This window comes from Pseudomonas sp. Lb2C2 (assembly GCF_052112205.1).
In the GTDB taxonomy this organism is placed as follows: domain Bacteria; phylum Pseudomonadota; class Gammaproteobacteria; order Pseudomonadales; family Pseudomonadaceae; genus Aquipseudomonas; species Aquipseudomonas kilonensis.
In genome coordinates, this window is sequence record NZ_JAUTYW010000005.1 from 329,845 (window position 1) to 352,607 (window position 22,763).

Sequence of the window (22,763 nt, forward strand, 5' to 3'; positions counted from 1 at the left end):
GATCCTTGGGTGTTGGCCAGCGCGCTGGCTGGCGAATATCAACACGAGCATAAAGGCCGGCAACACAGGCGCAACTGACTCGAGTTCATGAATGAAGCGCTGATGCTATCAGAGACGCAGGCGCCCGCCACGACTGCGTGCGGCCCCCAGGCCATGAGGCAACAGGCTGGAACGGGTGTGGGCATGGCAAATGGCGATGGCCAGGGCGTCGGAGGCATCGATCTGCGGCTTGCTGACCAGTTTCAACAGGTGCATCACCATCATTTGCACCTGCTCCTTGTTCGCCGCCCCTGTTCCGACGACCGCCTGCTTGACTTGCGTCGCGGTGTATTCGGCGATCTCCAGGTTTTCCTCGGCACCCGCCACGATTGCCGCGCCCCGGGCCTGCCCCAGCTTCAGGGCCGAATCGGCGTTGCGCGCCATGAAGACCCTTTCGATGCCCATGGTCACCGGGCCGTAGGTCTGGATGACCTCGCGCACGCCGCGATAAACGATCTGCAAGCGCTCGTGCAGCTCACCCGCCCCGGTGCGGATGCAACCAGACGCGACGTACACACAGCCGCGCCCGGTATCGCGAACCACACCGTAGCCGGTGATGCGCGAACCAGGGTCGATACCAAGGATTAAAGTCATAGCGCCTGCGGTTTGAAGGGGAGTTATCCAGACCTGTGGGAGCGAGCTTGCTCGCGATGGCGTTGGATCAGCAAGCACAGTGTTGACTGAAGTACCGCTATCGCGAGCAAGCTCGCTCCCACAGGTTGATCATTGGCAATCGTCAATAGTTGAACAGGCCTTCTCAGCCCAGCTGTTCAGCCACCGACTCCGGAATGTCGGCGTTAGAGTAGACGTTCTGCACGTCATCCAGGTCCTCAAGCATGTCGATCAGCTTGAGCACCTTCTCGGCGCCTTCCAGGTCCAGTTCGGCACTGGTGGTCGGTTGCATGACGATTTCCGCGTCGGCGGGCTTGAAACCGGCCGCCTCCAGGGCGTTGCGCACGGCATAGAAGCTGGCGAACGAAGTGAACACGTCGAATGAGCCGTCTTCGTGGCTGACCACGTCATCGGCGTCGGCCTCCAGGGCGGCTTCCGTCAGGGCATCTTCATCGAGGCCCGGCGCGAAGCTGATCTGGCCCTTGCGCTCGAACAGATAGGCCACGGAGCCGTCGGTGCCCAGGTTGCCACCGCATTTGCTGAACGCGTGACGCACGGCTGCCGCAGTACGGTTGCGGTTGTCGGTCATGCATTCGACCATCACCGCCACACCGCCTGGGCCGTAACCTTCGTAGGTCAGCTCTTCAACGTTGTCGGCCTCGGTCGCACCGGCGCCACGGGCGATGGCCCGGTCGATGATGTCGCGACTCATGTTGGCACCCAGCGCCTTGTCCAGGGCCAGGCGCAAGCGCGGGTTGGAACCCGGATCGCCGCCGCCCTGGCGGGCCGCGACCGTCAGCTCACGGATCCACTTGGTGAAGATCTTGCCTCTCTTGGCATCCTGACGTTCTTTGCGGTGCTTGATGTTCGCCCACTTGGAATGACCTGCCATAACTCGCTCCGTTTCTCTTTGGAACATTGCCCGCCCTGCGCGTACGCAGTGGCCGGCAATCAGAAATATCGACCCCAATGAAAAGGCGCATCCGAAGATGCGCCCTCTCAGGTGCCAGCCTTACTCAGCCTTTGGCTGTTCACGCAGACGAATGTGCAACTCGCGCAATGCCTTGGCATCCACTACACCCGGCGCCTGGGTCATGACATCGGCCGCGCTCTGGGTTTTCGGGAATGCGATCACTTCACGGATCGACTGGGCGCCGGTCATCAGCATCACCAGGCGGTCCAGGCCGAAGGCCAGGCCACCGTGGGGCGGCGCACCGTACTTCAGGGCGTCGAGCAGGAAGCCGAACTTCTCTTCTTGCTCGGCTTCGTTGATGCCCAGCAGGCGGAACACGGCCTGTTGCATTTCCTTGCGATGGATACGGATCGAACCACCACCCAGCTCGGTGCCGTTCAGGACCATGTCGTAAGCGCGCGACAGAGCGGTGGCCGGGTTGGCCTCCAACTCTTGCGGCGAGCACTTCGGCGCGGTGAACGGGTGGTGCAGCGCGGAGAAGCTGCCGTCGTCGTTTTCTTCGAACATCGGGAAGTCAACGACCCACATTGGCGCCCACTCGCAAGTCAGCAGCTTCAGGTCGTGACCCAGCTTGATGCGCAGCGCGCCCAGGGCTTCGCTGACGATCTTGGCCTTGTCGGCACCGAAGAACACGATGTCGCCGTCAACCGCGCCCACGCGATCGAGGATCACATTGAGGTTGGCTTCAGGGATGTTCTTCACGATCGGCGATTGCAGGCCATCAACACCCGCGGCGCGCTCGTTGACCTTGATGTAGGCCAGGCCCTTGGCACCGTAGATACCGACGAACTTGGTGTAGTCGTCGATCTGCTTGCGCGGCATGCTGGCTCCGCCAGGAACGCGCAGGGCCGCGATACGGCATTTCGGGTCGTTGGCCGGGCCGCTGAACACCTTGAAATCCACTTCCTTGAGCTGGTCGGCCACGTCCACCAGCTCCAGCGGGTTACGCAGGTCTGGCTTGTCGGAACCGTAGCGGCGCATGGCCTCTTCGAAGGTCATGTGCGGGAACTCGCCGAATTCCAGGCCCAGCACTTCCTTGAACAGGTTGCGGATCATGCCTTCGGTCAGGCCCATGATGTCTTTTTCGTCGAGGAAACTGGTCTCGATGTCGATCTGAGTGAACTCAGGCTGACGGTCGGCACGCAGGTCTTCGTCGCGGAAGCACTTGGCGATCTGGTAGTAGCGATCGAACCCGGCGACCATCAGCAGTTGCTTGAACAGCTGTGGCGATTGCGGCAAGGCGAAGAAGCTGCCGGGGTGGGTACGGCTCGGCACCAGGTAGTCGCGAGCGCCTTCCGGCGTGGCGCGGGTCAGGATCGGCGTCTCGACGTCGAGGAAGCCGTTCTCGTCCAGGTAACGACGGATGCTGGTGGTCATGCGCGAACGCAGGCGCAGCTTCTCGGCCATTTCCGGGCGACGCAGGTCGATGAAGCGGTAGCGCAGGCGGGTTTCTTCGCCCACGTCGGAGTATTCGTTGAGTGGAAACGGCGGGGTTTCCGATTCGTTGAGCACTTCCAGCTCGTAGCCCAGCACTTCGATCATGCCAGACGCCATGTTGGCGTTGCCGGCGCCAGCCGGGCGCAGACGCACCTTGCCGGTGACCTTGACCACATATTCGCTGCGCACGCGGTCGGCGGCGGCGAAGGTTTCAGCGCGGTCCGGATCGAACACCACCTGGGCCAGGCCTTCACGATCACGGATATCGAGGAAAATCACCCCGCCATGGTCACGGCGACGATGGACCCATCCGCAAAGAGTAACTTCCTGACCTTCCAGGCTTTCGTTCAGTTGGCCGCAATAATGGCTGCGCATCATGGTAGTGGTTTCACTTCTCGTAATTCGAAATTCGGTTGGAGGACCTGCCCGTGCAAGCACTCGCGCGTGTTCAACTCAATCAGCTTTGTCGCCACCGGCCAAATTCTTCTTGGCGCCGGTCTTGAAGTCGGTTTCATACCAGCCTGTGCCGCCGAGGCGGAAACCAGGCATGGACAGCATCTTTTTCAGTTCCGGCGCCTGGCAGGCAGGGCAGTCGACCAGCGGTGCCGCGCTGATCTTTTGAATGGCTTCCATCTGATGACCACAGGAAGCACATTGATAGTCGTACATCGGCATGGGGTTGTCTCGGCGATCAGGTTACTCGCGCAAAGGCTGGGCTTTGCGGCAAAGAGCGGGATTATATCCATTAAATGCGGCCTGTGCAGCCGTAAGACCGCACAGTCATTGCCGACCATGTTGCTCATTCAAGGCTTGCGTGACTCATTGTGGCGAGGGAGCTTGCTCCCGCTTGAGTGCGAAGCGCTCACAAAGAGGGCTGCTGCGCAGCCCAGCGGGAGCAAGCTCCCTCGCCACGGATTGGGGGATGCACCGCATTGGCAGTCATTGACGGACTAGACCCCACAATGATCCATCCCGGCCTCCTTCAAACTGTGCACCACGCAAACCACACGCACCAGTGCGCTGAAATTGCGCACCCCGCCATGGCGCAGGTGCACCTCCCTGTCCACATGGGACAGCAACGTACTGATGGAGCAGCTGTTGAGCTGGGCCATGTCGCCAAGGATATCCCAATAGACCTGCTCCAGCCGCAGGCAGGTGGCGAACCCGTTCAGACGAATGGATCGGGCCAGGGGACGCACCAGCTGCATGTCGAACCCCCTGACGAACGGATCGACGCTGATGGACTGAAAGCGCCCATGCACACCCTCCCCCGGTTCTTTTCCTTGAATCATACCGTTGACACTCCTTTGCCATACGAACCTCTCAGTTGGAACACTCCATCTGTGGCTCTATGGAAGCTCAACGGCATCGCCAGTTCCAGACGACTTTATGACCGTGGACGTAGGACAAGCCAACAGCAGGCAGGCGACGAATTACGCCGTCCTACACGCCGCGCGCTGGGAATGCTGCCCACGCCCCGCCATCACCTGCCTGGGGTTACTGGCCCTCCAGCAGCGCGCGCAGCATCCACGCGGTCTTTTCATGAACTTGCATGCGCTGGGTCAGCAAGTCGGCAGTGGGCTCATCGCTGACCTTGTCCAGTAAAGGAAAGATGCCACGGGCCGTACGCGTCACCGCTTCCTGGCCCTCAACCAGTTGCCGGATCATGTCCTCGGCACCCGGCACGCCTTCCTCTTCCTTAATAGAAGACAGGCGCGCATACACCGAGTAAGCACCCGGGGCCGGGAAACCCAAGGCGCGGATGCGCTCGGCAATCAGGTCCACCGCCAGGGCCAGCTCGTTGTATTGCTCCTCGAACATCAGGTGCAGGGTCCGAAACATCGGCCCCGTGACGTTCCAGTGAAAATTGTGGGTCTTGAGATACAGCACATAGGTGTCCGACAGCAGGCGCGAAAGCCCGTCGACGATGGACTTGCGGTCTTCTTCACTGATACCGATATCAATTGCCATGGTGGTTGATCTCCTGACGGTGATGAATTCGACAACGCCCCCAACTCTAGTGGTTTTGGCGGCCTATGGCCTGCGACAGATCGCCAGCCCTCCTGAACCGACAAGCCGGGACAGCGGGCAGTTCCGCCCACCAGGGGAATTCAACGCCGCTTGCCCGGCGCCTTCAAGCACCGGCGGGGCTTTTCTGGCCGACGAACAGCGCGGTACGCGCCCGTAACGCGTTTGAGAAGGCCGGGGCTTTGCTGTTAAATAGGCAGTGTGTCGCTACGCCTATTTTTCCGGGCGTAACGCATAGGCTGATTCGGGTACGTGTCCAACGCCTCTCATTGTTTCGAAGCGAACCGTCCCCGACCCGCTCTTCCTTGTGATCTGTCTTAACCGTGAGCCAATCAAAATGTTGAAAATCGTCCACTTGCTAATGGGCGCAGCTGCCCTGCTGCTGTCCTTCATCCCTAGCCTGGGTTCCGAAGCCACACCTTACCTGCAACACCCCGATGCACTGTACCTGGCCTTTTTCGGCCTGCTCAACCTGACCCTTGCACCCGTCATCCCTTACTGGAACAAAGGTCCACGTCACCAACTGCAGAACCTGGTCAGTGCCCTGCTGGTGCTGGCCGTTGCCCTGCAAACCCTGGCCCTGCTGGCGCCTATGCCGGAAATCGGCGGTCAACCGGCCATTCTGTTCAGCCTGGGCGCAGCGCTGCTCGCCGTGGCACTGCACCTGGCCGTCAGCTTCTACAAGAAGTCGTCGCCGGCCGCCGCTGCGCAGAACTACGACATGTCCAACCGCGATACCGGCACGGTGAAGTGGTTCAACACCTCCAAAGGGTTCGGCTTCATCTCCCGCGACTCTGGCGATGACATTTTCGTGCATTTCCGGGCCATTCGTGGCGAAGGCCATCGCGTCCTGGTGGAAGGCCAGCGCGTGGAGTTCTCCGTGATGAACCGCGACAAGGGCCTGCAGGCCGAAGATGTGATCGCCGCGCTGCCGCGCCGCTGATCCACGCGTAAAAAAACCGCGATGCAGCCTGGCTGCTCGCGGTTTTTTATTGCCCGTCAATCAGAAACCGGGCAAATCAGTAGTGAGGAGGCGGCGCCTCTTCTTCGAACGACTCGAACTGCCCGACCATCTCTTCCTGACGCTTGAGCAGCGCCGCCATCTGCAGCTGCAGACGCTCGACGACCCGCTGCTGCGCCACCAGCACATCGTTCAATGCCTGGATGGTGTCATCCTGAAACGCCAGGCGGCTCTCCAGATCGGTTACACGGTCTTCAAGGTTCATGGTTCAGCCCTCCAGAAACTTGAAATCATCGGTCAAGGCCACTCGCAACCGTTCACGAATGGCCGCGACCTGCCCTGCATTATAAGGCTGGGCCGGGTGCTTGCCCCAGACCGGCGCAGGCCAGGCGGCGTCATCCCGTTTGCGCACGATGACGTGCATGTGCAGTTGACTGACAACGTTACCCAAGGTTGCAACGTTCATCTTGTCGGCATCGAACGAATCCTTGAGGGTTTCGGCCAGCGCCGTGGTTTCTTTCCACAGTTGTTGTTGATCAGCGTCATCCAATTGAAACAATTCGCTGATATCTTCCCGCCGCGGCACGAGGATGAACCACGGGTAATTGGCGTCGTTGGACAAGAGCAAACGGCACAACGGGAAATCGCCGATGGGCAATGTGTCTTGTTGCAGTCGTGGATCTAAGGCAAACACCGCGCATACTCCTCGTTATCGATTCTGCCCGGCTCGGCGACCCGCAGGCCTGCGTCGGACACAGATGTGCAGCATACCCGCGAACGCCGGATCGATCACTGCGTAGCGCCCCAACGCCGCGTTTCTTCGATTTTTTTTCAACACACGGCATCAACCTGTGCCAGCTGACGCACCAACACGGCGCAAGCGGTACGGCAAAGTCCTGAGAGGACCGCGCCAGGGCCCAGGCAAAGCCGCGAAGCTGTAAGATTTTCGTACAGCCGGAAAATTTTTTGCACCAAAACAGCACAGTGCGTCTACGCTCAGTGCACAAAGCATCCGTGATTTACTCACTGGGTAGGGTGAACCGGTAACGTTTTTGGTGGTCTCGCCACTTTTACGGGCGTCAATCATGAGAGCCGCACACGAGTCAACCCTATTTAAAACAAGGCCTTTGGAGCCCGGTTTCATGAGGTTTCACCGCGTCAACTGGTGAAATGTGAAAAAAATGTAAACGAAATTCGGGTTTGAGCATGCTTGTTGCATTCATACTCGCACTGTCCAAAGGTCTCGCCGGAAGCGAGAACCTGCCGACATACAAATTAAAGTGGCAAGGCTGCCCACAGGAGCTTCAAGCGCGGTAATGACGGACTCTTTACACCGATGCCGGAAAAGAAAAAACAACATTAAGTTGTGGATACGGTTGCGTCGGATCAGCTGAAATGCGACATGGATCGAGCCATTGGCGACATGGTCGTAAAGAAGCTGAAAGGTTGAATGGGCAAGTATCGCCAATAATGTCGTCGTGATATAAGTTTGCGCCGACACAAAAAGAAAGAGCCGCCCATATAAAAAAACAGGTGGGACGGCAGTACTCTTCTAAAAACCAAAGGAGCAAATCACGATGCGCGTGATGAAGTGGAGCATGATCGCACTGGCTGTATCGGCCAGCGTTTCGCAGTTCGCAGTGGCCTCTTCCCAGGAAGAATCCAAGGGCTTTTTTGAAGATCAGAGCCTGACTGTTAAAAGTCGTATGCTGTACATGAACCGTGATTTCAAACACGGTGCTTCCAACAACCAAAATACCGGTGGCAAGGCACGTAGTACTGGCTACCGCGAAGAAACTGGTCTTGGCGTGCAGGCTGTTTACGAGTCCGGCTTCACTCAAGGCACCGTTGGTGTCGGTGTGGACGCTCTGTTCAATGGCCAAGTCAAACTGGATAGCGGCGCAGGTCGCACCGGTAACAGCATCTTCGGCACAGGTGACGACGGCAGCCCGGAAGACACCCAGTCTGAAGTTGGCGGCGCGGTCAAGTTCCGCTTGTCTGACACCGTCCTGAAATACGGTAACCAGTACACCACCAGTCCAGTGTTCTCCACGGATGACAGCCGTCTGAATCCGGAAGTTGCTACCGGTACGCTCATCACCAGCAAAGAAATCAAAGGTCTGGAACTGACTGCTGGCCGCTTCACCGCTATGAATGCACAAAACTACACGGGCCGCGACAGCATCAATGGTCGGCACAGCCAAGGTCTGCCGTCCGCCAATATTGCTGGCGCAACCTATCAGTTCACTGACAATTTCGTAGCAGGCGTAGCAGCTTCCGACGTTGAAGATTACTTCAAGAAGAAGTACCTCAACGTGAACTACACCCTGCCGATCAACGAAGATCAGTCTCTGAACTTCGACTTCAACGGCTACGACAGCAAGAGTCAGGGTCAAGAGCTGAGCGGTGATATTGACAACCGCATCTGGTCGCTCGCAGCAGCTTACAGCCTCGGTGCGCACAAATTTACCTTGGCTCACCAGCGCTCCTCCGGTGATAGCGGCTACGCTTATGGTGTTGACGGTGGCGGTACTATCTACCTCGCCAACTCCGTGCAGTATTCCGACTTCAACGGTCAAGACGAGACGTCCTGGCAGGCTCGTTACGACCTGAACATGAAGACCTACGGCGTTCCTGGCCTGAGCTTCATGACTCGTTACATCACCAGTGACAACATCGCTACCGCTACCACCGATGCCAAGGCCCACGAGTGGGACTTCGAAACCAAGTACGTTCTGCAAAGCGGTCCAGCCAAAGACCTGTCCGTGCGTTTGCGTAGCGCGGTTTATCGGACTAGCACCTCTAACCCGGATTACACCGACAACAACGACTTCCGCGTAATCGTCGAATACCCACTGAGCATCTTGTAATTCAGTGCTAGTTCGATAGCTGCACCCGCAACAAACAAAAACCGCTCACCTAATCCAGGTGAGCGGTTTTTTTATATCCATCGCATGTCAGCTTTAACACAACTTGTTAAATAGCAAGCTAACTAAACATAACCTGACCCCAGCGCCAAGTTATAGTCGAATCGTTATTGCGCTGGCCCTTCCTGAACGACCCGAATCACTCGCTGTGGAAACGGAATATCAATGCCCGCGTCCTTCAAGCGATCTCGCGCCTGCTCATTAAGCATGAACATCACGTTCCAATAATCCGCTGTCTTGACCCAGATACGCAGCGACACCGTGATGGAACTGTCGCCCAAGGTAGAAATCACCGCTTCAGGCGCCGGATCCGCCAGCACGCGCTCATCCTTGGCCAGCGCCAGCAACACTTCCCGGGCCTTTTGCAGGTCGGCCTGGTAATCCACGCCGACATCGAACACCACTTTGCGGGTCGGCTGGCGATTGGTATTGGTGATGATGCCGTTCGACAGGTTGCCGTTGGGCACGATCACGGTTTTGTTGTCACCGGTACGAATCACGGTGTGGAAGATCTGGATGCTGTCGACCGTACCGGCCACACCCTGGGCTTCAATCCAGTCACCGATGCGGAACGGGCGGAACAGCAGGATCAGCACGCCACCGGCGAAGTTCGCCAGGCTGCCTTGCAAGGCCAGGCCAATCGCCAGGCCGGCGGCACCGATGGCGGCGACGAACGAAGTCGTTTCCACACCAATCATTGAAGCGACGCTGACGATTAGCAATATCTTCAGAATGATGTTGGCCAGGGTACTGATGAACCCTTGCAGGGCCAGGTCGGCGTTACGCAAGGCCAGCAACGCACCCAGTTTCTGTGTCACTTTGTTGATCAACCACCAGCCGATGGCCAGGGTGATGACCGCCAGCAGCACGCGGCTGCCGTATTCCATGATCATGGGGATCCAGGTCTGGGAAGCCTTGACCAGGTTGTCCACTTCAGCATTCAAATCCATCTTTCTCTCCTATTCCTGTTGCACGCGGCATTGTGGCGAGGGAGCTTGCTCCCGCTGGGCTGCGTAGCGGCCCCTTCGATGGGTGCTGCGCCCCCAAGCGGGAGCAAGCTCCCTCGCCACAGTGTTTCCCTATAACGAACGGGATCAGTCGCGGAAATTGTTGAATTGCAGGGGCATGCCGAATTCCTTGCCGCGCAGTGCCGCAATGGCTTCCTGCAAGTCGTCACGCTTCTTGCCGGTGACCCGCACTTGCTCGCCCTGGATGGCGGCTTGCACCTTGAGCTTGGCGTCCTTGATATGAGCGACGATCTTCTTGGCCAGTTCCTTGTCGATGCCTTCCTTGAGCACGGCTTCCTGCTTCATCAGCTTGCCCGAGGCATAGGCGTCCTTGACCTCAAGGCACTGCACATCGATCTTGCGCTTGACCAGCGCCAGCTTGAGGATCTCGATCATCGCCTCGAGCTGGAAATCGGCCTCGGCGGTCAGGTTCACGGTCAGGTCTTTTTCCTTGAACTCGAAACTGCCCTTGCCCTTGAGGTCATAACGACGGTCGAGTTCCTTGACGGCGTTTTCAACCGCGTTGGTGACTTCGTGCTTGTCCAGTTCGGATACCACGTCGAATGACGGCATGTAGTGTTCTCCAAATAAAAAGGCGCGCCAGTATCAACGGCGCGCGCTTGGCTTGTGGTTAAAATCGGGCTCATTATAACGGCTCTTTTCCTGCCGACACTGCGAGCCCTCAGATGCCTGCGCCAATCCGAGTAAAAAACTGATGTCCACTACCTGGCATGTCCTCGGGGCCGGCAGTCTCGGCACGTTGTGGGCCACGCGCCTGGCCCGGGCCGGGTTGCCGGTGCGGCTGGTGCTGCGCAACGAAGCCCGCTTGCAGGCCTACCGCAGCGCCGGCGGCCTGACGCTGGTGGAACAGGGCCAGGCGCAGTGTTACCCGATACCTGGCGAAACGGCGGACAGCCCGGAACCGATCAGGCGCCTGCTATTGGCCTGCAAAGCCTACGACGCGGAAGCGGCCGTGGCTTCGGTGGCCCATCGCCTGGACGCCGAATCGGAACTGATCCTGTTGCAGAACGGCCTCGGCAGCCAGGACGCCGTAGCCAACTGTGTGCCCCAGGCCCGTTGCATCAGCGCTTCCAGCACCGAAGGCGCGTTCCGCGACGGTGACTGGCGCGTGGTGTTCGCCGGCCACGGCTACACCTGGTTGGGCGACCCCGCGCACCCGGTGGCACCGTTCTGGCTGGACGACCTGAGCGCCGCCGGCATTCCCCACGAATGGAGCGCCGACATCCTCACCCGGCTCTGGCGCAAACTGGCGCTCAATTGCGCAATCAATCCGCTGACCGTGCTGCATCACTGCAAGAACGGCGGCTTGCAGGAACACCGTTGCGAAGTGGCGACCCTGTGCGTGGAACTCACCGACCTGCTCGAACGATGCGGCCAGCCCGCAGCGGCCGAAGACTTGCAGCCGGAAGTCGAACGGGTGATCCAGGCCACTGCCGCCAATTACTCCTCGATGTACCAGGATGTCGCCAATCGGCGCCGCACCGAAATCAGCTACTTGCTCGGTTACGCCTGCAAGGTCGCCCAACGCCACGAGCTGACCGTGCCGCACCTGGAGCAACTGCGCCAGCGACTGATTGCCCACTTGCACAACCTCGCATTGCCCAGCGACTGAGCAGCGGCTACGCTGGCCCTCGTGTTCCTTTTTAGCGACGAGTCTGATGCCATTGCGCCAGCGCCTTGAAAACCTCCCGGTCGGCCAGAAACTGCTGGCTGCCCTGTTGGTGTTGTTGACCACTGTCCTGCTGGTGGCCAACCTGACCTTTATCAGCGCCGCCTACTACATCTCCCAGGAAAGCATGGCGCCCCAGGCCCTGCAGACCATTGGCCGGCTGGTGGCCAACCCGAGCCTGATCTCCGACGCCCTGCAATCGCCACAAAGCGCCCAGCGCTTGCTCGATGAGCTCAACAGCTACGCACCGCTGCGGGCGGCGGCGCTGTATGACGGCCAGGGCGAACGCCTGGCACAACTGCAACAGGGCGAAAAGCTCAAGCTGCCGGACCATTACCGCAACATGCAGGCCTGGCAGGCCGGTGAGTTTCGCAGCAACCAGGTCATTACCCTGCCCCGTCCCGGCACGGCGCCTGGCCATCTGTTGCTGGTGGCCAGCAGTGAATTGCCGACCGCGTTCTACACCGGCACCCTGACCGCCAGCCTCGGCATCCTGATTTTCAGCGTGTTGCTGTGGTTGATCATTGCCCAGCAGATCAAGCGCCTGATCACCCAGCCGATTCATCAGCTTGAAGAACTGTCACGCCAGGTCACCCGCGAAGAGAACTATGCCCTGCGTGCCGCGCGCGGCAACCACGATGAGATCGGCAGCCTGGCCGAGGCGTTCAACACCATGCTGTCGCGGATCGAAGCCCGGGAACAACAACTCAAGCGCGCGCGGGACGACTCCCAGGCCGCCTACGACCAGGCCCAGGGCCTGGCGGAAGAAACCCGCCATACCAATCGCAAGCTGGAGCTGGAAGTCCAGGTGCGCAGCAAGATCGAGAAAAAGCTCACCGGCTTTCAGAATTACCTCAACAGCATCATCGACTCCATGCCCTCGGCGCTGATCGCCCTCGACGAGCAACTCTACGTCACCCAATGGAACCAGGAAGCCAGCGCCCTCTCCGGCACACGGTTGGACGAGGCGCTGAACCAGCCGATCTTCCTCGCTTTCGAACCGCTCAAGCCGTACCTGCCCCAGCTCAAGCAGACCGTCGAGCAACATACGGTCGCCAAGATCGAACGCGTCACCTGGACCAAGGACGACGAAGCCCGCCACTACGCCCTCACGTTCTACCCGCTGATGGGCGGTGCCGGGCGTGGCGTGGTGATCCGGATCGATGACATCACCCAGCGCCTGTCGCTGGAAGAAATGATGGTGCAATCGGAAAAAATGCTCTCGGTCGGCGGCCTCGCGGCGGGCATGGCCCATGAAATCAACAACCCGTTGGGGGCGATCCTGCACAACGTGCAGAACATCCGCCGACGCCTGTCGCCGGAACTGCCGAAGAACCTCGAACAGGCCGAGCTGCTGGGTATCCCGTTAGAGGAGGTCAATCGCTACCTCCAGGGTCGGGAGATCCCGCAGTTGCTCGACGGCATCCAGCAAGCCGGCGCACGAGCGGCAAAAATCGTCACCCATATGCTCAGCTTCAGCCGGCTCAGCACGCGGCAGATGGCACCCTGCGACCTACCGGCGCTGATCGACCAGGCGGTAGAAATCGCCGGTAACGACTTCGACCTGGCGATCGGTTTCGACTTCAAGGGCCAAGCGATCATCCGCCAGTTCGACCCGAACCTGGGCCCGGTGCCCGGCACGGCCAACGAACTGGAACAGGTGCTGCTCAACCTGCTGAAAAACGCCGCCCAGGCGATCCATCAACGCCAGGACGACAGCGAACCGGGGCGTATCATCCTGCGCACGCGGTTGAATCCGCCTTGGGCGGAAATCCAGGTCGAGGACAATGGCATCGGCATGAGCGAGAACGTGCGCAAACGTACCTTCGAACCTTTCTTCACCACCAAGGAGATCGGCCAGGGCACGGGCCTGGGGCTGTCGGTCTCGTATTTCATCATCACCAACAACCACAAGGGCCAGATGGAAGTGCAGTCGGCGCCGGGCCAAGGCACCTGCTTCACCTTGCGCCTGCCCCTGGCGGGCACTTCGATGGTGCCGCAGGAACACAAACAATTGGAGCGCTGAGCATGGGTTTTCGCCTGTCGAAGATTTACACCCGCACCGGCGACAAAGGTGAAACCGGGTTGGGCGATGGTCGCCGCGTGGCAAAGGACCACCCACGGGTCGAGGCCATCGGCGAAGTGGATACGCTGAACAGCCAGCTGGGTTTATTGCTGGCCGGGCTCGCCACTGAAACGGCCCAATACCCGGCACTGAAAGAGGTCAGCGCAGTACTGGGGCCTTGTCAGCATCGCTTGTTCGACCTCGGTGGTGAACTGGCGATGCCGGCCTACCAGGCCTTGAACGTGGCGGAAATCGAGCGGCTGGAAGCGGCGATCGACGTGTGGAACGAGGAATTGGGGCCCCTGGAAAACTTCATCCTGCCCGGTGGTTCGACGCTGATCGCCCAGGCCCATGTCTGCCGCAGCCTGGCCCGCAGCGCCGAGCGCCGTTGTCAGCAACTGAACGCGGTGGAACCGCTGGCCGGGCCGGGGCTGGCCTATATCAATCGGTTGTCGGATCTGCTGTTCGTGGCCGCACGGGTCATTGCCCGGCGGCAAGGGGTGGCAGAGGTGCTTTGGGTGGCGGCGGCCAAGCCTGAGGGCTGAATCGTTCTTGAGGCCGCCATCGCGAGCAAGCTCGCTCCCACACTGGATCTTCGGCGTTCACAGAACCCTGCTCGCGATGGCGTCAGCGGTTACACCACAAAATCACGCCTCAGGCCAAAACGCCCGAATCCCCGCCACACCCTGCGCCCCGGTCTCCCAGGCTTTTTGCCGCTCGCCGGGCCCGACCCCACCCAACAGATAGACCGGCCTGTTGAAGCCCTCGATCAACCGCGCCGCCTCTGCCCACCCCAACGGCTGTGCGTCAGGATGGGTCTGGGTCGGTTGCACCGGCGAAAGCGTGACGAAGTCCACGTCCATCTGCTGCGCCAGGGAGAGTTCTTCGGCGTTATGGCAGGAGGCCGCCAGCCAACGGTCCTTGCCGAACGGGCGCCCGGCCGCGGCATGCTTGCGCAGTTGCGCGGCGGTAATGTGCCAACCGGCGGAGGGAAAATCCCCCAGCCATTCGAACGGCCCCTTGAGCATCAGTTGGGCCTTGCCGGCACACAACCCCACCGCATCCACCGCCAGATCGCGGTATTTCGGGTCGTAGCCACCGGGGGCACGCAGTTGGAGCAACTTGATCCCACCGGCAATCGCCTTCTGCATACCGCGCAGCAAGGCCGGCGTCTCAAGGCCCTCCGGGGTAATCAGGTACTCACCCGGCAAACGGGCCGCCGCGACGATCGGCTGATTGGCCGCCGGAAACGCATAATTCGTCAGGTCGCGGGCCGTCACCCAGGCCAACGGCTGCCCTTCGGCACCGTGGGGCTCGCCAGTGAAGGCCGAGACTTCCCAGACATCCAGCAACACCTGTTTGTCCGGGTAGTCGTGACGCACCTTGATCAACGGCCGGGCGGCACCGACAACGATACCCAGCTCCTCATGAAGTTCGCGGGCCAGGGCGGCTTCGACGGACTCATCGGCCTCGACCTTGCCACCGGGGAATTCCCACAGGCCACCCTGGTGCTGGGTGTCGGCCCGTCGGGCGATCAGGATTTTACCGGCGGCATCGCGAATGACCGCCGCCGCCACATGGACTCGTTTCACCGCGTAGTGTCCTCCAGGCCAGCCTGTTGCCACGCCTTGAACGCCGGCCATTGATAAAGGGTTTCGACGTAGGCCTCATCGACCTCCGACAGTTTCACCTGATAAGTGCGCAAGCGCACGGCAACAGGGGCAAAAAACGCATCGACCAGGCTCACGCGGCCAAACAGGTAGGGACCGGTTTCGGTCGCCGCGGCACGGCATTCAGCCCACAGCGCCAGCATCCGCTCGATTTCCACCTGGACGTCAGCCGGCATGGGCGACAGCGGAGCATCGTGCAGCAGGTCAAACGGCATGTTGCTGCGGATGGAGAAAAAACCGCTGTGCATTTGCGCACAGGCCGACCGCGCCGGTCAGCGCCAGGGCCAGCGCGCCGCGCAGGGACCAGGAAGAAATGCGTTGGTCGCCGATGATCAGGTGCAGGCTCATGTGGATTCCCTTCTTATGGTTCTGAGGTGTCTGTTCTGGCGCAATCGCGAGCAAGCTCGCTCCCACAGGGGATTTGTGTCGAGACCACTATCGATGCCACTCAACAAATCCCTGTGGGAGCGAGCTTGCTCGCGATTGGAGCAACTCGGTCCCGAGCCTGTTAAGTCCGGTACTCAGCGTTGATCTTGACGTACTCGTGAGACAGGTCGGTGGTCCAGATGGTTTCGCTGCAATCACCCCGTCCCAGCTCGATACGGATGGTGATTTCTTCCTGTTGCATGACCGCCGCGCCCTGGGCTTCGGTGTAGGTCGCAGCACGAGCACCTTGGCTGGCGATGCAGACTTCACCGAGGAACACGTCGATCTTGCTCACGTCCAGCTCAGGTACGCCGGCACGGCCCACGGCGGCTAGGATACGGCCCCAGTTCGGGTCGGAGGCGAACAGCGCGGTCTTGATCAGCGGCGAGTGGGCCACGGTGTAGCCGACATCCAGACATTCCTGGTGATTGCCACCGCCGTTGACCTGCACGGTCACGAACTTGGTTGCGCCTTCGCCGTCACGCACGATGGCCTGGGCCACTTCCATGCACACCTCGAACACCGCCTGCTTGAGGGCGGCGAACAGCGCGCCGCTGGCCTCGGTAATCTCCGGCAGGTTGGCCTTGCCGGTGGCGATCAGCATGCAGCAGTCATTGGTGGACGTGTCGCCGTCGATGGTGATGCGGTTGAACGACTTGTTGGCACCGTCGAGCATCAGGTCTTGCAGCACCTGGCGCGAGACTTTGGCATCGGTGGCGATGTAGCCGAGCATGGTCGCCATGTTCGGACGGATCATGCCGGCGCCTTTGCTGATACCGGTGACGGTGATGGTCACGCCATCGTGCTCGAACTGGCGACTCGCGCCCTTGGGCAAAGTGTCAGTGGTCATGATGCCGGTGGCGGCCGCAGCCCAGTTGTTCTCCGACAGGTCATCAAGGGCGGCTTGCAGCGCGCCTTCAATCTTCTCGACCGGCAGCGGTTCGCCGATCACGCCGGTGGAATACGGCAGCACCTGGCTGGCGTCAACGCCGGTCAGTTCCGCCAGCTTGGCGCAGGTGCGCTCGGCGGCGGCCAAACCTGGCGTACCGGTGCCGGCGTTGGCGTTACCGGTGTTGGTCAGCAGGTAACGCACCGGCCCCTGCACGCGTTTCTTGGCCAGGATGACTGGAGCGGCACAGAAGGCGTTGAGGGTGAACACGCCAGCCACCGTCGAGCCTTCGGCGCAACGCATGACCACGACGTCCTTGCGCCCGGGGCGCTTGATGCCCGCCGAGGCAATACCGAGTTCAAAACCGGCAACCGGGTGCAACGTTGGCAACGGACCAAGACCAACAGCCATGAATGCGCTCCTAAATTAGATGTATATCGACGCCGGCTTCATCGAGACGGCGAATCAAATGGCAAAACGCCGCGACAGGGGCTGGCCTGTCGCGGCGCGGGTCGTTCAGCGTTGAAACGGGTTTATTGGATCTGCCCGTGGCAATGCTTGTATTTCTTGCCCGAACCGCAATAGCACAGTTCGTTACGGCCCAGCTTCTGCTCGTTGCGCACCGGTGCGGTCGCCAGGGCGACATCCACATCGACGCCCTCTTCGGCGACCACTTCCAGGCCTGGGGCTTGGGCGTGTTCGAACTGCATGCGCGCAGCCAGGGCTTCGGCTTCCTGACGCAGGCGAGCTTCTTCTTCGGCCGGGTCTTCGCGGCGAACCTGAACGTGGGACAGCACACGGATCGAGTCGCGCTTGATCGAATCGAGCAATTCGGAGAACAGCGTGAAGGACTCGCGCTTGTACTCCTGCTTCGGGTTCTTCTGGGCGTAACCACGCAAATGGATACCGTGACGCAGGTGGTCCATGGTCGACAGGTGGTCTTTCCACAGGTCGTCCAGTACTCGCAACACAATCTGCTTCTCGAAGGAGCGCAGCGCCTCGGCGCCCGCCTGGTCTTCCTTCTCGTTGTAGGCAGCGATCAGTTCGGCCAGCAGTTTCTCGCGCAGGGTTTCTTCGTACAGGTGATCGTCTTCGTCGAGCCATTGCTGGATCGGCAATGCCACGCCGAAGTCGCTCTGCAGCGCGGCTTCCAGACCGGCGACGTCCCACTGTTCCGGCAGCGACTGCGGCGGGATATGGGCGCTGACAGTGGCGTTGAGCACGTCCTGGCGGAAATCGGCGATGGTTTCGCCAATGTTGTCGGCGGCCAACAAACTGTTACGCATGTGATAGATCACTTTACGCTGTTCGTTGTTGACGTCGTCGAACTCCAGCAGTTGCTTGCGGATATCGAAGTTGCGGCCTTCGACCTTGCGCTGGGCTTTCTCGATGGCGTTGGTCACCATGCGGTGCTCGATCGCCTCGCCTGGCTGCATGCCCAGGGCCTTCATGAAGTTCTTCACCCGGTCAGAGGCGAAGATGCGCATCAGGCTGTCTTCCAGGGACAGGTAGAAACGGCTGGAACCGGCGTCGCCCTGGCGACCGGCACGGCCACGCAACTGGTTGTCGATACGACGCGATTCGTGACGCTCGGAAGCGATCACCTGCAAACCGCCGGACTCGAGTACCTGCTGGTGACGCTTCTGCCAGTCGGCCTTGATCTGCGCGATCTGCTCAGGCGTAGGGTTTTCCAGGCTGGCGACTTCCACTTCCCAGTTGCCGCCCAACAGGATGTCGGTACCACGACCGGCCATGTTGGTGGCGATGGTCAGCGCACCCGGGCGACCGGCCTGGGCGATGATCTCGGCTTCCTTCTCGTGGAACTTGGCGTTGAGGACCTTGTGCTCGATGCCTTCCTTGTTGAGCAGGGCGGACATGTGCTCGGAGGTCTCGATGGTGGCGGTACCCACCAGGATCGGACGGCCCTGGGCCATGCATTCCTTGATGTCGTTGATGATCGCCGCGTATTTCTCATCGGCGGTCAGGAACACCAGGTCGTTGTAGTCTTTACGGGCCAGCGGCTTGTTCGGTGGAATCACCATCACTTGCAGGCCGTAGATCTGGTGGAATTCGAACGCTTCGGTGTCCGCGGTACCGGTCATGCCGGACAGCTTGTTGTACAGGCGGAAGTAGTTCTGGAAGGTGGTCGAGGCCAGGGTCTGGCTCTCGGCCTGGATGTTCAGGCCTTCCTTGGCTTCGATGGCCTGGTGCAGGCCTTCGGACAGGCGACGGCCCGGCATGGTACGACCGGTGTGTTCGTCCACCAGTACGACCTGGCCGTCCTGCACAATGTATTCAACGTTGCGATGGAACAGCTTGTGAGCACGCAGGCCGGCATAGACGTGGGTCAAAAGGCCCAGGTTATGGGCCGAGTACAGGCTCTCGCCTTCGGCCAGCAAACCAATACGGGTGAGCATTTCCTCGACAAACTGGTGACCGGCTTCGTTGAGCTCGACCTGGCGGGTCTTTTCGTCAACGGTGTAGTGCCCGGCCTGGGTCACTTCGCCTTCGACTTCCTCGACATGCAACTTGAGCTGCGGGATCAGCTTGTTGATCTCGATGTACAGCTTGGAGCTGTCCTCGGCCTGACCGGAAATGATCAGCGGGGTACGGGCTTCGTCGATGAGGATGGAGTCGACTTCGTCGATCACGGCAAAGTTGAGTTCACGCTGGAATTTTTCTTCCATGCTGAACGCCATGTTGTCGCGCAGGTAGTCGAAACCGAATTCGTTGTTGGTGCCGTAGGTGATGTCGGCGGCGTAGGCGGCGCGCTTCTCTTCCGGCGGCTGGAACGGCGTGACGACGCCGACGCTCAGGCCGAGGAATTCGTAGAGCGGGCGCATCCAGTTGGCGTCGCGGCGCGCCAGGTAGTCGTTGACCGTCACCACGTGCACGCCCTTGCCGGACAGCGCGTTGAGGTAGACACCCAGGGTCGCCACGAGGGTCTTGCCCTCACCGGTACGCATTTCGGCGATCTTGCCTTCGTGCAAGGTCATGCCGCCGATCAACTGGACGTCGAAGTGGCGCATGCCCATGACCCGCTTGCCGGCTTCACGGGCGACCGCAAAGGCTTCGGGCAGGAGTTGGTCAAGGGTTTCCCCCTTGGCGATGCGGTCCTTGAATTCGGCAGTCTTGGCGCGTAACTGATCGTCCGAAAGGGCCACCATTTGCTCTTCGAAGGCATTGACAGTCTGTACCGTCTTGAGCATGCGTTTGACTTCACGCTCGTTCTTGCTTCCAAAAAGTTTCTTTAACAAAGGCGCAAACATATCGGCAGGATCTTCCACACTAAAGGGATGGAGGGCGGCCCCGTGAGTCGCCCGTGCAGCCCTCATGGCCGCATGCGAACGAGCATTCTACCCGGAAACGATGGAGAGGAAAGTGGCGTTATTCCACGATGCTGGCACAGCGCTGTGACGGGGCTCGCTTAAAATAAGGGCTTTTGCGCGAACTTCAAGCCACAAAACGCAGAAGTTACTCATTGATTGTGCAGCTAAAAGCCGCTGGGCGAAGGGTCGAGGCCCATCCGGCGCTTTCTGCTACCATGGCGCCTCTGTCACTTGCGGTATTCATTCATGGCCTTTCGCCCTCTTCCAGCCAAGGCTCCCGCCGTTCTGCTGCGCGAAGCCAAGCCGCTGAAAGCCATCTTCGGCCACGCCAAACGCCTGGGTCACTTGCAACGTCTGCTGGACAGCCAATTGCAACCGGCCGCGCGCGAGCATTGCCACGTGGCTTCCTGGCGCGAAGGCAGCCTGCTGCTGATCGTCACCGACGGCCACTGGGCCACACGCCTGCGCTACCAGCAAAAACGCCTGCTGCGCCAACTCCAGGCGTTCGAAGAATTCGCCAACCTGACGCGGATCCTCTTCAAGGTACAACCGCCCACCGTCCAGGTCGGCGTCAAGGGACACACGCTGGATTTGTCCACCGACGCCGCCGCGACCATTCAAGCCACGGCGGATGGCATCAGCGATCCCAACCTGCGGGCGGCGCTGGAGCGGTTGGCGGCGCATGCGCGGCCCAAGGATTGAGATTTTCGGCGCCCGCTAAATAGCTATCGCGAGCAAGCTCGCTCCCACAGTAGATTTTTGCCAGACACAAAATGTGTGTACGACGCTGATCCAGTGTGGGAGCGAGCTTGCTCGCGATAGCGGTATATCAGCCGACCGATTTTTCGCCTGCCAGACCGTCTTCGCGAGCAAGCCCGCTCCCACAGTGAATCTGCGGCAGGCACACATTCTGTGTCTGGCAAAAATCTACTGTGGGAGCGGGCTTGCTCGCGAAAGGAGCGACTCGGTCCTGACTACCGGCGCTTGCTGCCACCGAGCAACGACCCCATCAACCCACGCACCAATTGCCGGCCCAACTGATTGGCCGCCTGGCGCATCGCCGATTTAAGCGCCTGGCCGGCCGCGGTGCCTAGGAACTCGCCGGCTTTTTCGGTAAAGCTCGGTTCTTCCGCCGTCGGCTTGCCCGGCGCCTCTTCGGCCTGCGGTTCCAGCCCTTTGCGGCCCATCAGCACTTCATAGGCTGATTCACGATCAATGGGTTTGTCATAGCGTCCTTGCAACGGCGAACTGGCGATCAACCCGGCGCGTTCGGCCTCGCTCAGCGGCCCGACGCGCGATTGCGGTGGCGCCACCAGCACGCGCTGGACCACTTCCGGCGTGCCTTTTTCCTGCAAGGTGCCCACCAGGGCTTCACCGATGCCCAGTTCGGTCAGCACCGCCAGGGCATCGAATTGCGGGTTGGGCCGGAAACCGTCAGCCACCGCCCGCAGGGATTTCTGCTCCTTGGCAGTAAAGGCCCGCAACCCGTGCTGGATGCGCAAGCCCAACTGCGCCAGCACGTCATCCGGCAAGTCGCCCGGCGACTGGGTCACGAAATACACCCCGACGCCCTTGGAACGGATCAGCCGCACCACTTGCTCCAGGCGCTCCTGCAAAGCCTTGGGCGTATCGGCAAAGAGCAAGTGCGCCTCGTCGAAGAACAGCGCCAGCAGCGGTTTGTCCGCATCACCGCGTTCAGGCAACTGCTCGAACAGCTCGGCCAGCAGCCACAACAGGAACGTCGCGTAGACCTTCGGCGCTTCATGGACCAGGCGGCTGGCGTCGAGCAAGTGGATGCGGCCACGGCCATCGCTGGCCGGTTGCAGGATGTCTTCGAGCTGCAAGGCCGGCTCGCCGAACAACGCATCCGCACCCTGCTGTTCCAAGGTGGACAAGCGTCGCAGCAACGCCTGGCTGGAGCCAGTGGTCATCAGCGCCGCGTCGTCCCCCAGCAACTCGGGATTGTCCTTGAGATGGTTGAGCAGCGCTTTCAGGTCCTTGAGGTCCAGCAGTAACAAGCCTTCGCGGTCGGCCACCTTGAACGCGGCGTAGAGCGCCGACTGCTGGCTGTCCGTCAGTTCCAGCAGGCTGCCGATCAACAACGGACCCATTTCACTCAAGGTGGTGCGCAGTGGATGACCGGACTGGCCGTGGATATCCCACAAGGTCACCGGATAAGCCTGGGGCTTGTGATTGAGCCAAGGCATGCCGGCGATACGCTCGGCGATCTTGCCCTGGGGGTTGCCGGCCGCGCCGAGGCCGCACAGGTCACCCTTGATGTCCGCCGCGAACACCGCCACGCCGGCATCGCTGAACATTTCGGCCAGGCGCTGCAAGGTGACGGTCTTGCCGGTACCGGTGGCGCCCGCCACCAGACCATGACGATTCGCCAGGCGCATGGCCTGGGCAATGGGCTGGCCGCCAAGGTCGGCGCCGATAATGAGTTGCGATGAGTCAGGCATGTGGTCACCCGTGGTGTTTGCGATATGACGCCATTTTGCACGCTTATATAAAAGCATGCCTGGCGCATTAAGCCCCTGGCGCCAGGAAATAATAGTCTGCAAACCCGGACCGCCCCTATCGCGAGCAAGCTCGCTCCTCATGGGATCTGTGCCCCCCCTGTGGGAGCGAGCTTGCTCGCGATGAGGCCCTGTCAAACCCAGCAATACTCCACTGACACCCCACCCCCACAACCCCAACCGAACATCTA

Annotated in this window: 20 protein-coding genes and 1 pseudogene; 6 read left to right on the forward strand and 15 right to left on the reverse strand. The window is 60.5% G+C overall.

Going from position 1 to position 22,763, the window contains the following annotated elements; genetic code table 11:
• Positions 1-108 precede the first annotated feature (108 nt).
• From ruvC to Q7F16_RS16975, 6 genes are all read right to left on the reverse strand, one after another.
• The gene (ruvC, locus tag Q7F16_RS16950; protein WP_046062629.1) at positions 109-633 is read right to left on the reverse strand and encodes a crossover junction endodeoxyribonuclease RuvC; all 525 of its coding nucleotides are present in this window, start codon (positions 631-633) and stop codon (positions 109-111) included.
• A 163-nt stretch (positions 634-796) separates the two neighbouring features.
• A complete protein-coding gene (locus Q7F16_RS16955; protein WP_018614256.1) occupies positions 797-1,543 on the reverse strand; it encodes a YebC/PmpR family DNA-binding transcriptional regulator in 747 nt (248 codons plus the stop codon).
• A 120-nt stretch (positions 1,544-1,663) separates the two neighbouring features.
• Positions 1,664-3,439, reverse strand: coding sequence for an aspartate--tRNA ligase (gene aspS / locus Q7F16_RS16960; protein ID WP_014339921.1), 1,776 nt, complete (start codon positions 3,437-3,439; stop codon positions 1,664-1,666).
• A 75-nt stretch (positions 3,440-3,514) separates the two neighbouring features.
• Entirely contained in the window at positions 3,515-3,736 is a 222-nt protein-coding gene (locus Q7F16_RS16965) for an FmdB family zinc ribbon protein (protein ID WP_003178589.1), read from the reverse strand.
• A gap of 275 nt (positions 3,737-4,011) precedes the next feature.
• Complete coding sequence (locus tag Q7F16_RS16970) at positions 4,012-4,353, reverse strand: ribbon-helix-helix domain-containing protein (RefSeq protein ID WP_046062630.1); 342 nt, start codon at positions 4,351-4,353, stop codon at positions 4,012-4,014.
• 205 nt (positions 4,354-4,558) lie between these two features.
• Positions 4,559-5,032, reverse strand: a complete 474-nt coding sequence (locus tag Q7F16_RS16975) for a Dps family protein (RefSeq protein WP_014339923.1) — start codon at positions 5,030-5,032, stop codon at positions 4,559-4,561.
• Positions 5,033-5,426: 394 nt separating this feature from the next.
• Here Q7F16_RS16975 and Q7F16_RS16980 point away from each other — a divergent pair, with 394 nt between their 5' ends.
• Positions 5,427-6,032 (forward strand): cold-shock protein, encoded by a 606-nt coding sequence (locus Q7F16_RS16980; RefSeq protein WP_003205048.1) that lies wholly within the window; start codon positions 5,427-5,429, stop codon positions 6,030-6,032.
• Positions 6,033-6,108: 76 nt separating this feature from the next.
• Here the strand turns inward: Q7F16_RS16980 and Q7F16_RS16985 are convergent, their stop codons facing one another.
• Complete coding sequence (locus Q7F16_RS16985) at positions 6,109-6,315, reverse strand: SlyX family protein (protein ID WP_046062631.1); 207 nt, start codon at positions 6,313-6,315, stop codon at positions 6,109-6,111.
• Between the two features lie 3 nt (positions 6,316-6,318).
• Positions 6,319-6,744: an HIT family protein gene (locus Q7F16_RS16990; RefSeq protein WP_046062632.1), complete on the reverse strand. Its 426-nt coding sequence runs from the start codon at positions 6,742-6,744 to the stop codon at positions 6,319-6,321.
• Between the two features lie 883 nt (positions 6,745-7,627).
• Between Q7F16_RS16990 and Q7F16_RS16995 the strand changes: the two genes are divergently transcribed.
• Positions 7,628-8,920, forward strand: a complete 1,293-nt coding sequence (locus tag Q7F16_RS16995) for an OprD family porin (protein WP_046062633.1) — start codon at positions 7,628-7,630, stop codon at positions 8,918-8,920.
• Between the two features lie 164 nt (positions 8,921-9,084).
• Here Q7F16_RS16995 and Q7F16_RS17000 read toward each other — a convergent pair whose 3' ends face one another.
• The gene (locus tag Q7F16_RS17000; protein ID WP_003205055.1) at positions 9,085-9,927 is read right to left on the reverse strand and encodes a mechanosensitive ion channel family protein; all 843 of its coding nucleotides are present in this window, start codon (positions 9,925-9,927) and stop codon (positions 9,085-9,087) included.
• 144 nt (positions 9,928-10,071) lie between these two features.
• Positions 10,072-10,557 (reverse strand): YajQ family cyclic di-GMP-binding protein, encoded by a 486-nt coding sequence (locus Q7F16_RS17005; protein WP_003205057.1) that lies wholly within the window; start codon positions 10,555-10,557, stop codon positions 10,072-10,074.
• A gap of 142 nt (positions 10,558-10,699) precedes the next feature.
• Between Q7F16_RS17005 and Q7F16_RS17010 the strand changes: the two genes are divergently transcribed.
• Genes Q7F16_RS17010 through Q7F16_RS17020 form a run of 3 tightly spaced genes read left to right on the forward strand, consistent with a single transcriptional unit; the run spans position 10,700 to position 14,284 of the window.
• Positions 10,700-11,617 carry a putative 2-dehydropantoate 2-reductase gene (locus Q7F16_RS17010; RefSeq protein WP_014339929.1) on the forward strand — a complete coding sequence of 306 codons (918 nt, stop codon included), beginning with the start codon at positions 10,700-10,702 and terminating at the stop codon, positions 11,615-11,617.
• Between the two features lie 46 nt (positions 11,618-11,663).
• On the forward strand, positions 11,664-13,700 hold the full coding sequence (locus Q7F16_RS17015; protein ID WP_409556087.1) for a sensor histidine kinase: 2,037 nt from the start codon (positions 11,664-11,666) through the stop codon (positions 13,698-13,700).
• 2 nt (positions 13,701-13,702) lie between these two features.
• Positions 13,703-14,284, forward strand: coding sequence for a cob(I)yrinic acid a,c-diamide adenosyltransferase (locus Q7F16_RS17020; RefSeq protein WP_409556088.1), 582 nt, complete (start codon positions 13,703-13,705; stop codon positions 14,282-14,284).
• A 102-nt stretch (positions 14,285-14,386) separates the two neighbouring features.
• Here Q7F16_RS17020 and Q7F16_RS17025 read toward each other — a convergent pair whose 3' ends face one another.
• From Q7F16_RS17025 to secA, 4 genes and pseudogenes are all read right to left on the reverse strand, one after another.
• Positions 14,387-15,331 (reverse strand): Nudix family hydrolase, encoded by a 945-nt coding sequence (locus Q7F16_RS17025; RefSeq protein WP_046062636.1) that lies wholly within the window; start codon positions 15,329-15,331, stop codon positions 14,387-14,389.
• A pseudogene (locus Q7F16_RS17030) lies at positions 15,328-15,757 on the reverse strand (glutathione S-transferase). Before Q7F16_RS17030 ends, Q7F16_RS17025 begins: the two are co-directional and overlap by 4 nt.
• Positions 15,758-15,917: 160 nt before the next feature.
• Entirely contained in the window at positions 15,918-17,135 is a 1,218-nt protein-coding gene (gene argJ / locus Q7F16_RS17035) for a bifunctional glutamate N-acetyltransferase/amino-acid acetyltransferase ArgJ (RefSeq protein WP_046062637.1), read from the reverse strand.
• Between the two features lie 122 nt (positions 17,136-17,257).
• Positions 17,258-19,993 (reverse strand): preprotein translocase subunit SecA, encoded by a 2,736-nt coding sequence (gene secA, locus Q7F16_RS17040; RefSeq protein WP_014339935.1) that lies wholly within the window; start codon positions 19,991-19,993, stop codon positions 17,258-17,260.
• Positions 19,994-20,299: 306 nt separating this feature from the next.
• On the opposite strand from secA, the gene Q7F16_RS17045 reads away from it, so the two are divergent.
• Positions 20,300-20,755, forward strand: a complete 456-nt coding sequence (locus tag Q7F16_RS17045) for a DUF721 domain-containing protein (protein ID WP_014339936.1) — start codon at positions 20,300-20,302, stop codon at positions 20,753-20,755.
• A 272-nt stretch (positions 20,756-21,027) separates the two neighbouring features.
• Here Q7F16_RS17045 and Q7F16_RS17050 read toward each other — a convergent pair whose 3' ends face one another.
• Positions 21,028-22,515, reverse strand: a complete 1,488-nt coding sequence (locus Q7F16_RS17050) for a helicase HerA-like domain-containing protein (RefSeq protein ID WP_046062638.1) — start codon at positions 22,513-22,515, stop codon at positions 21,028-21,030.
• Between the last annotated feature and the right edge of the window lie 248 nt (positions 22,516-22,763).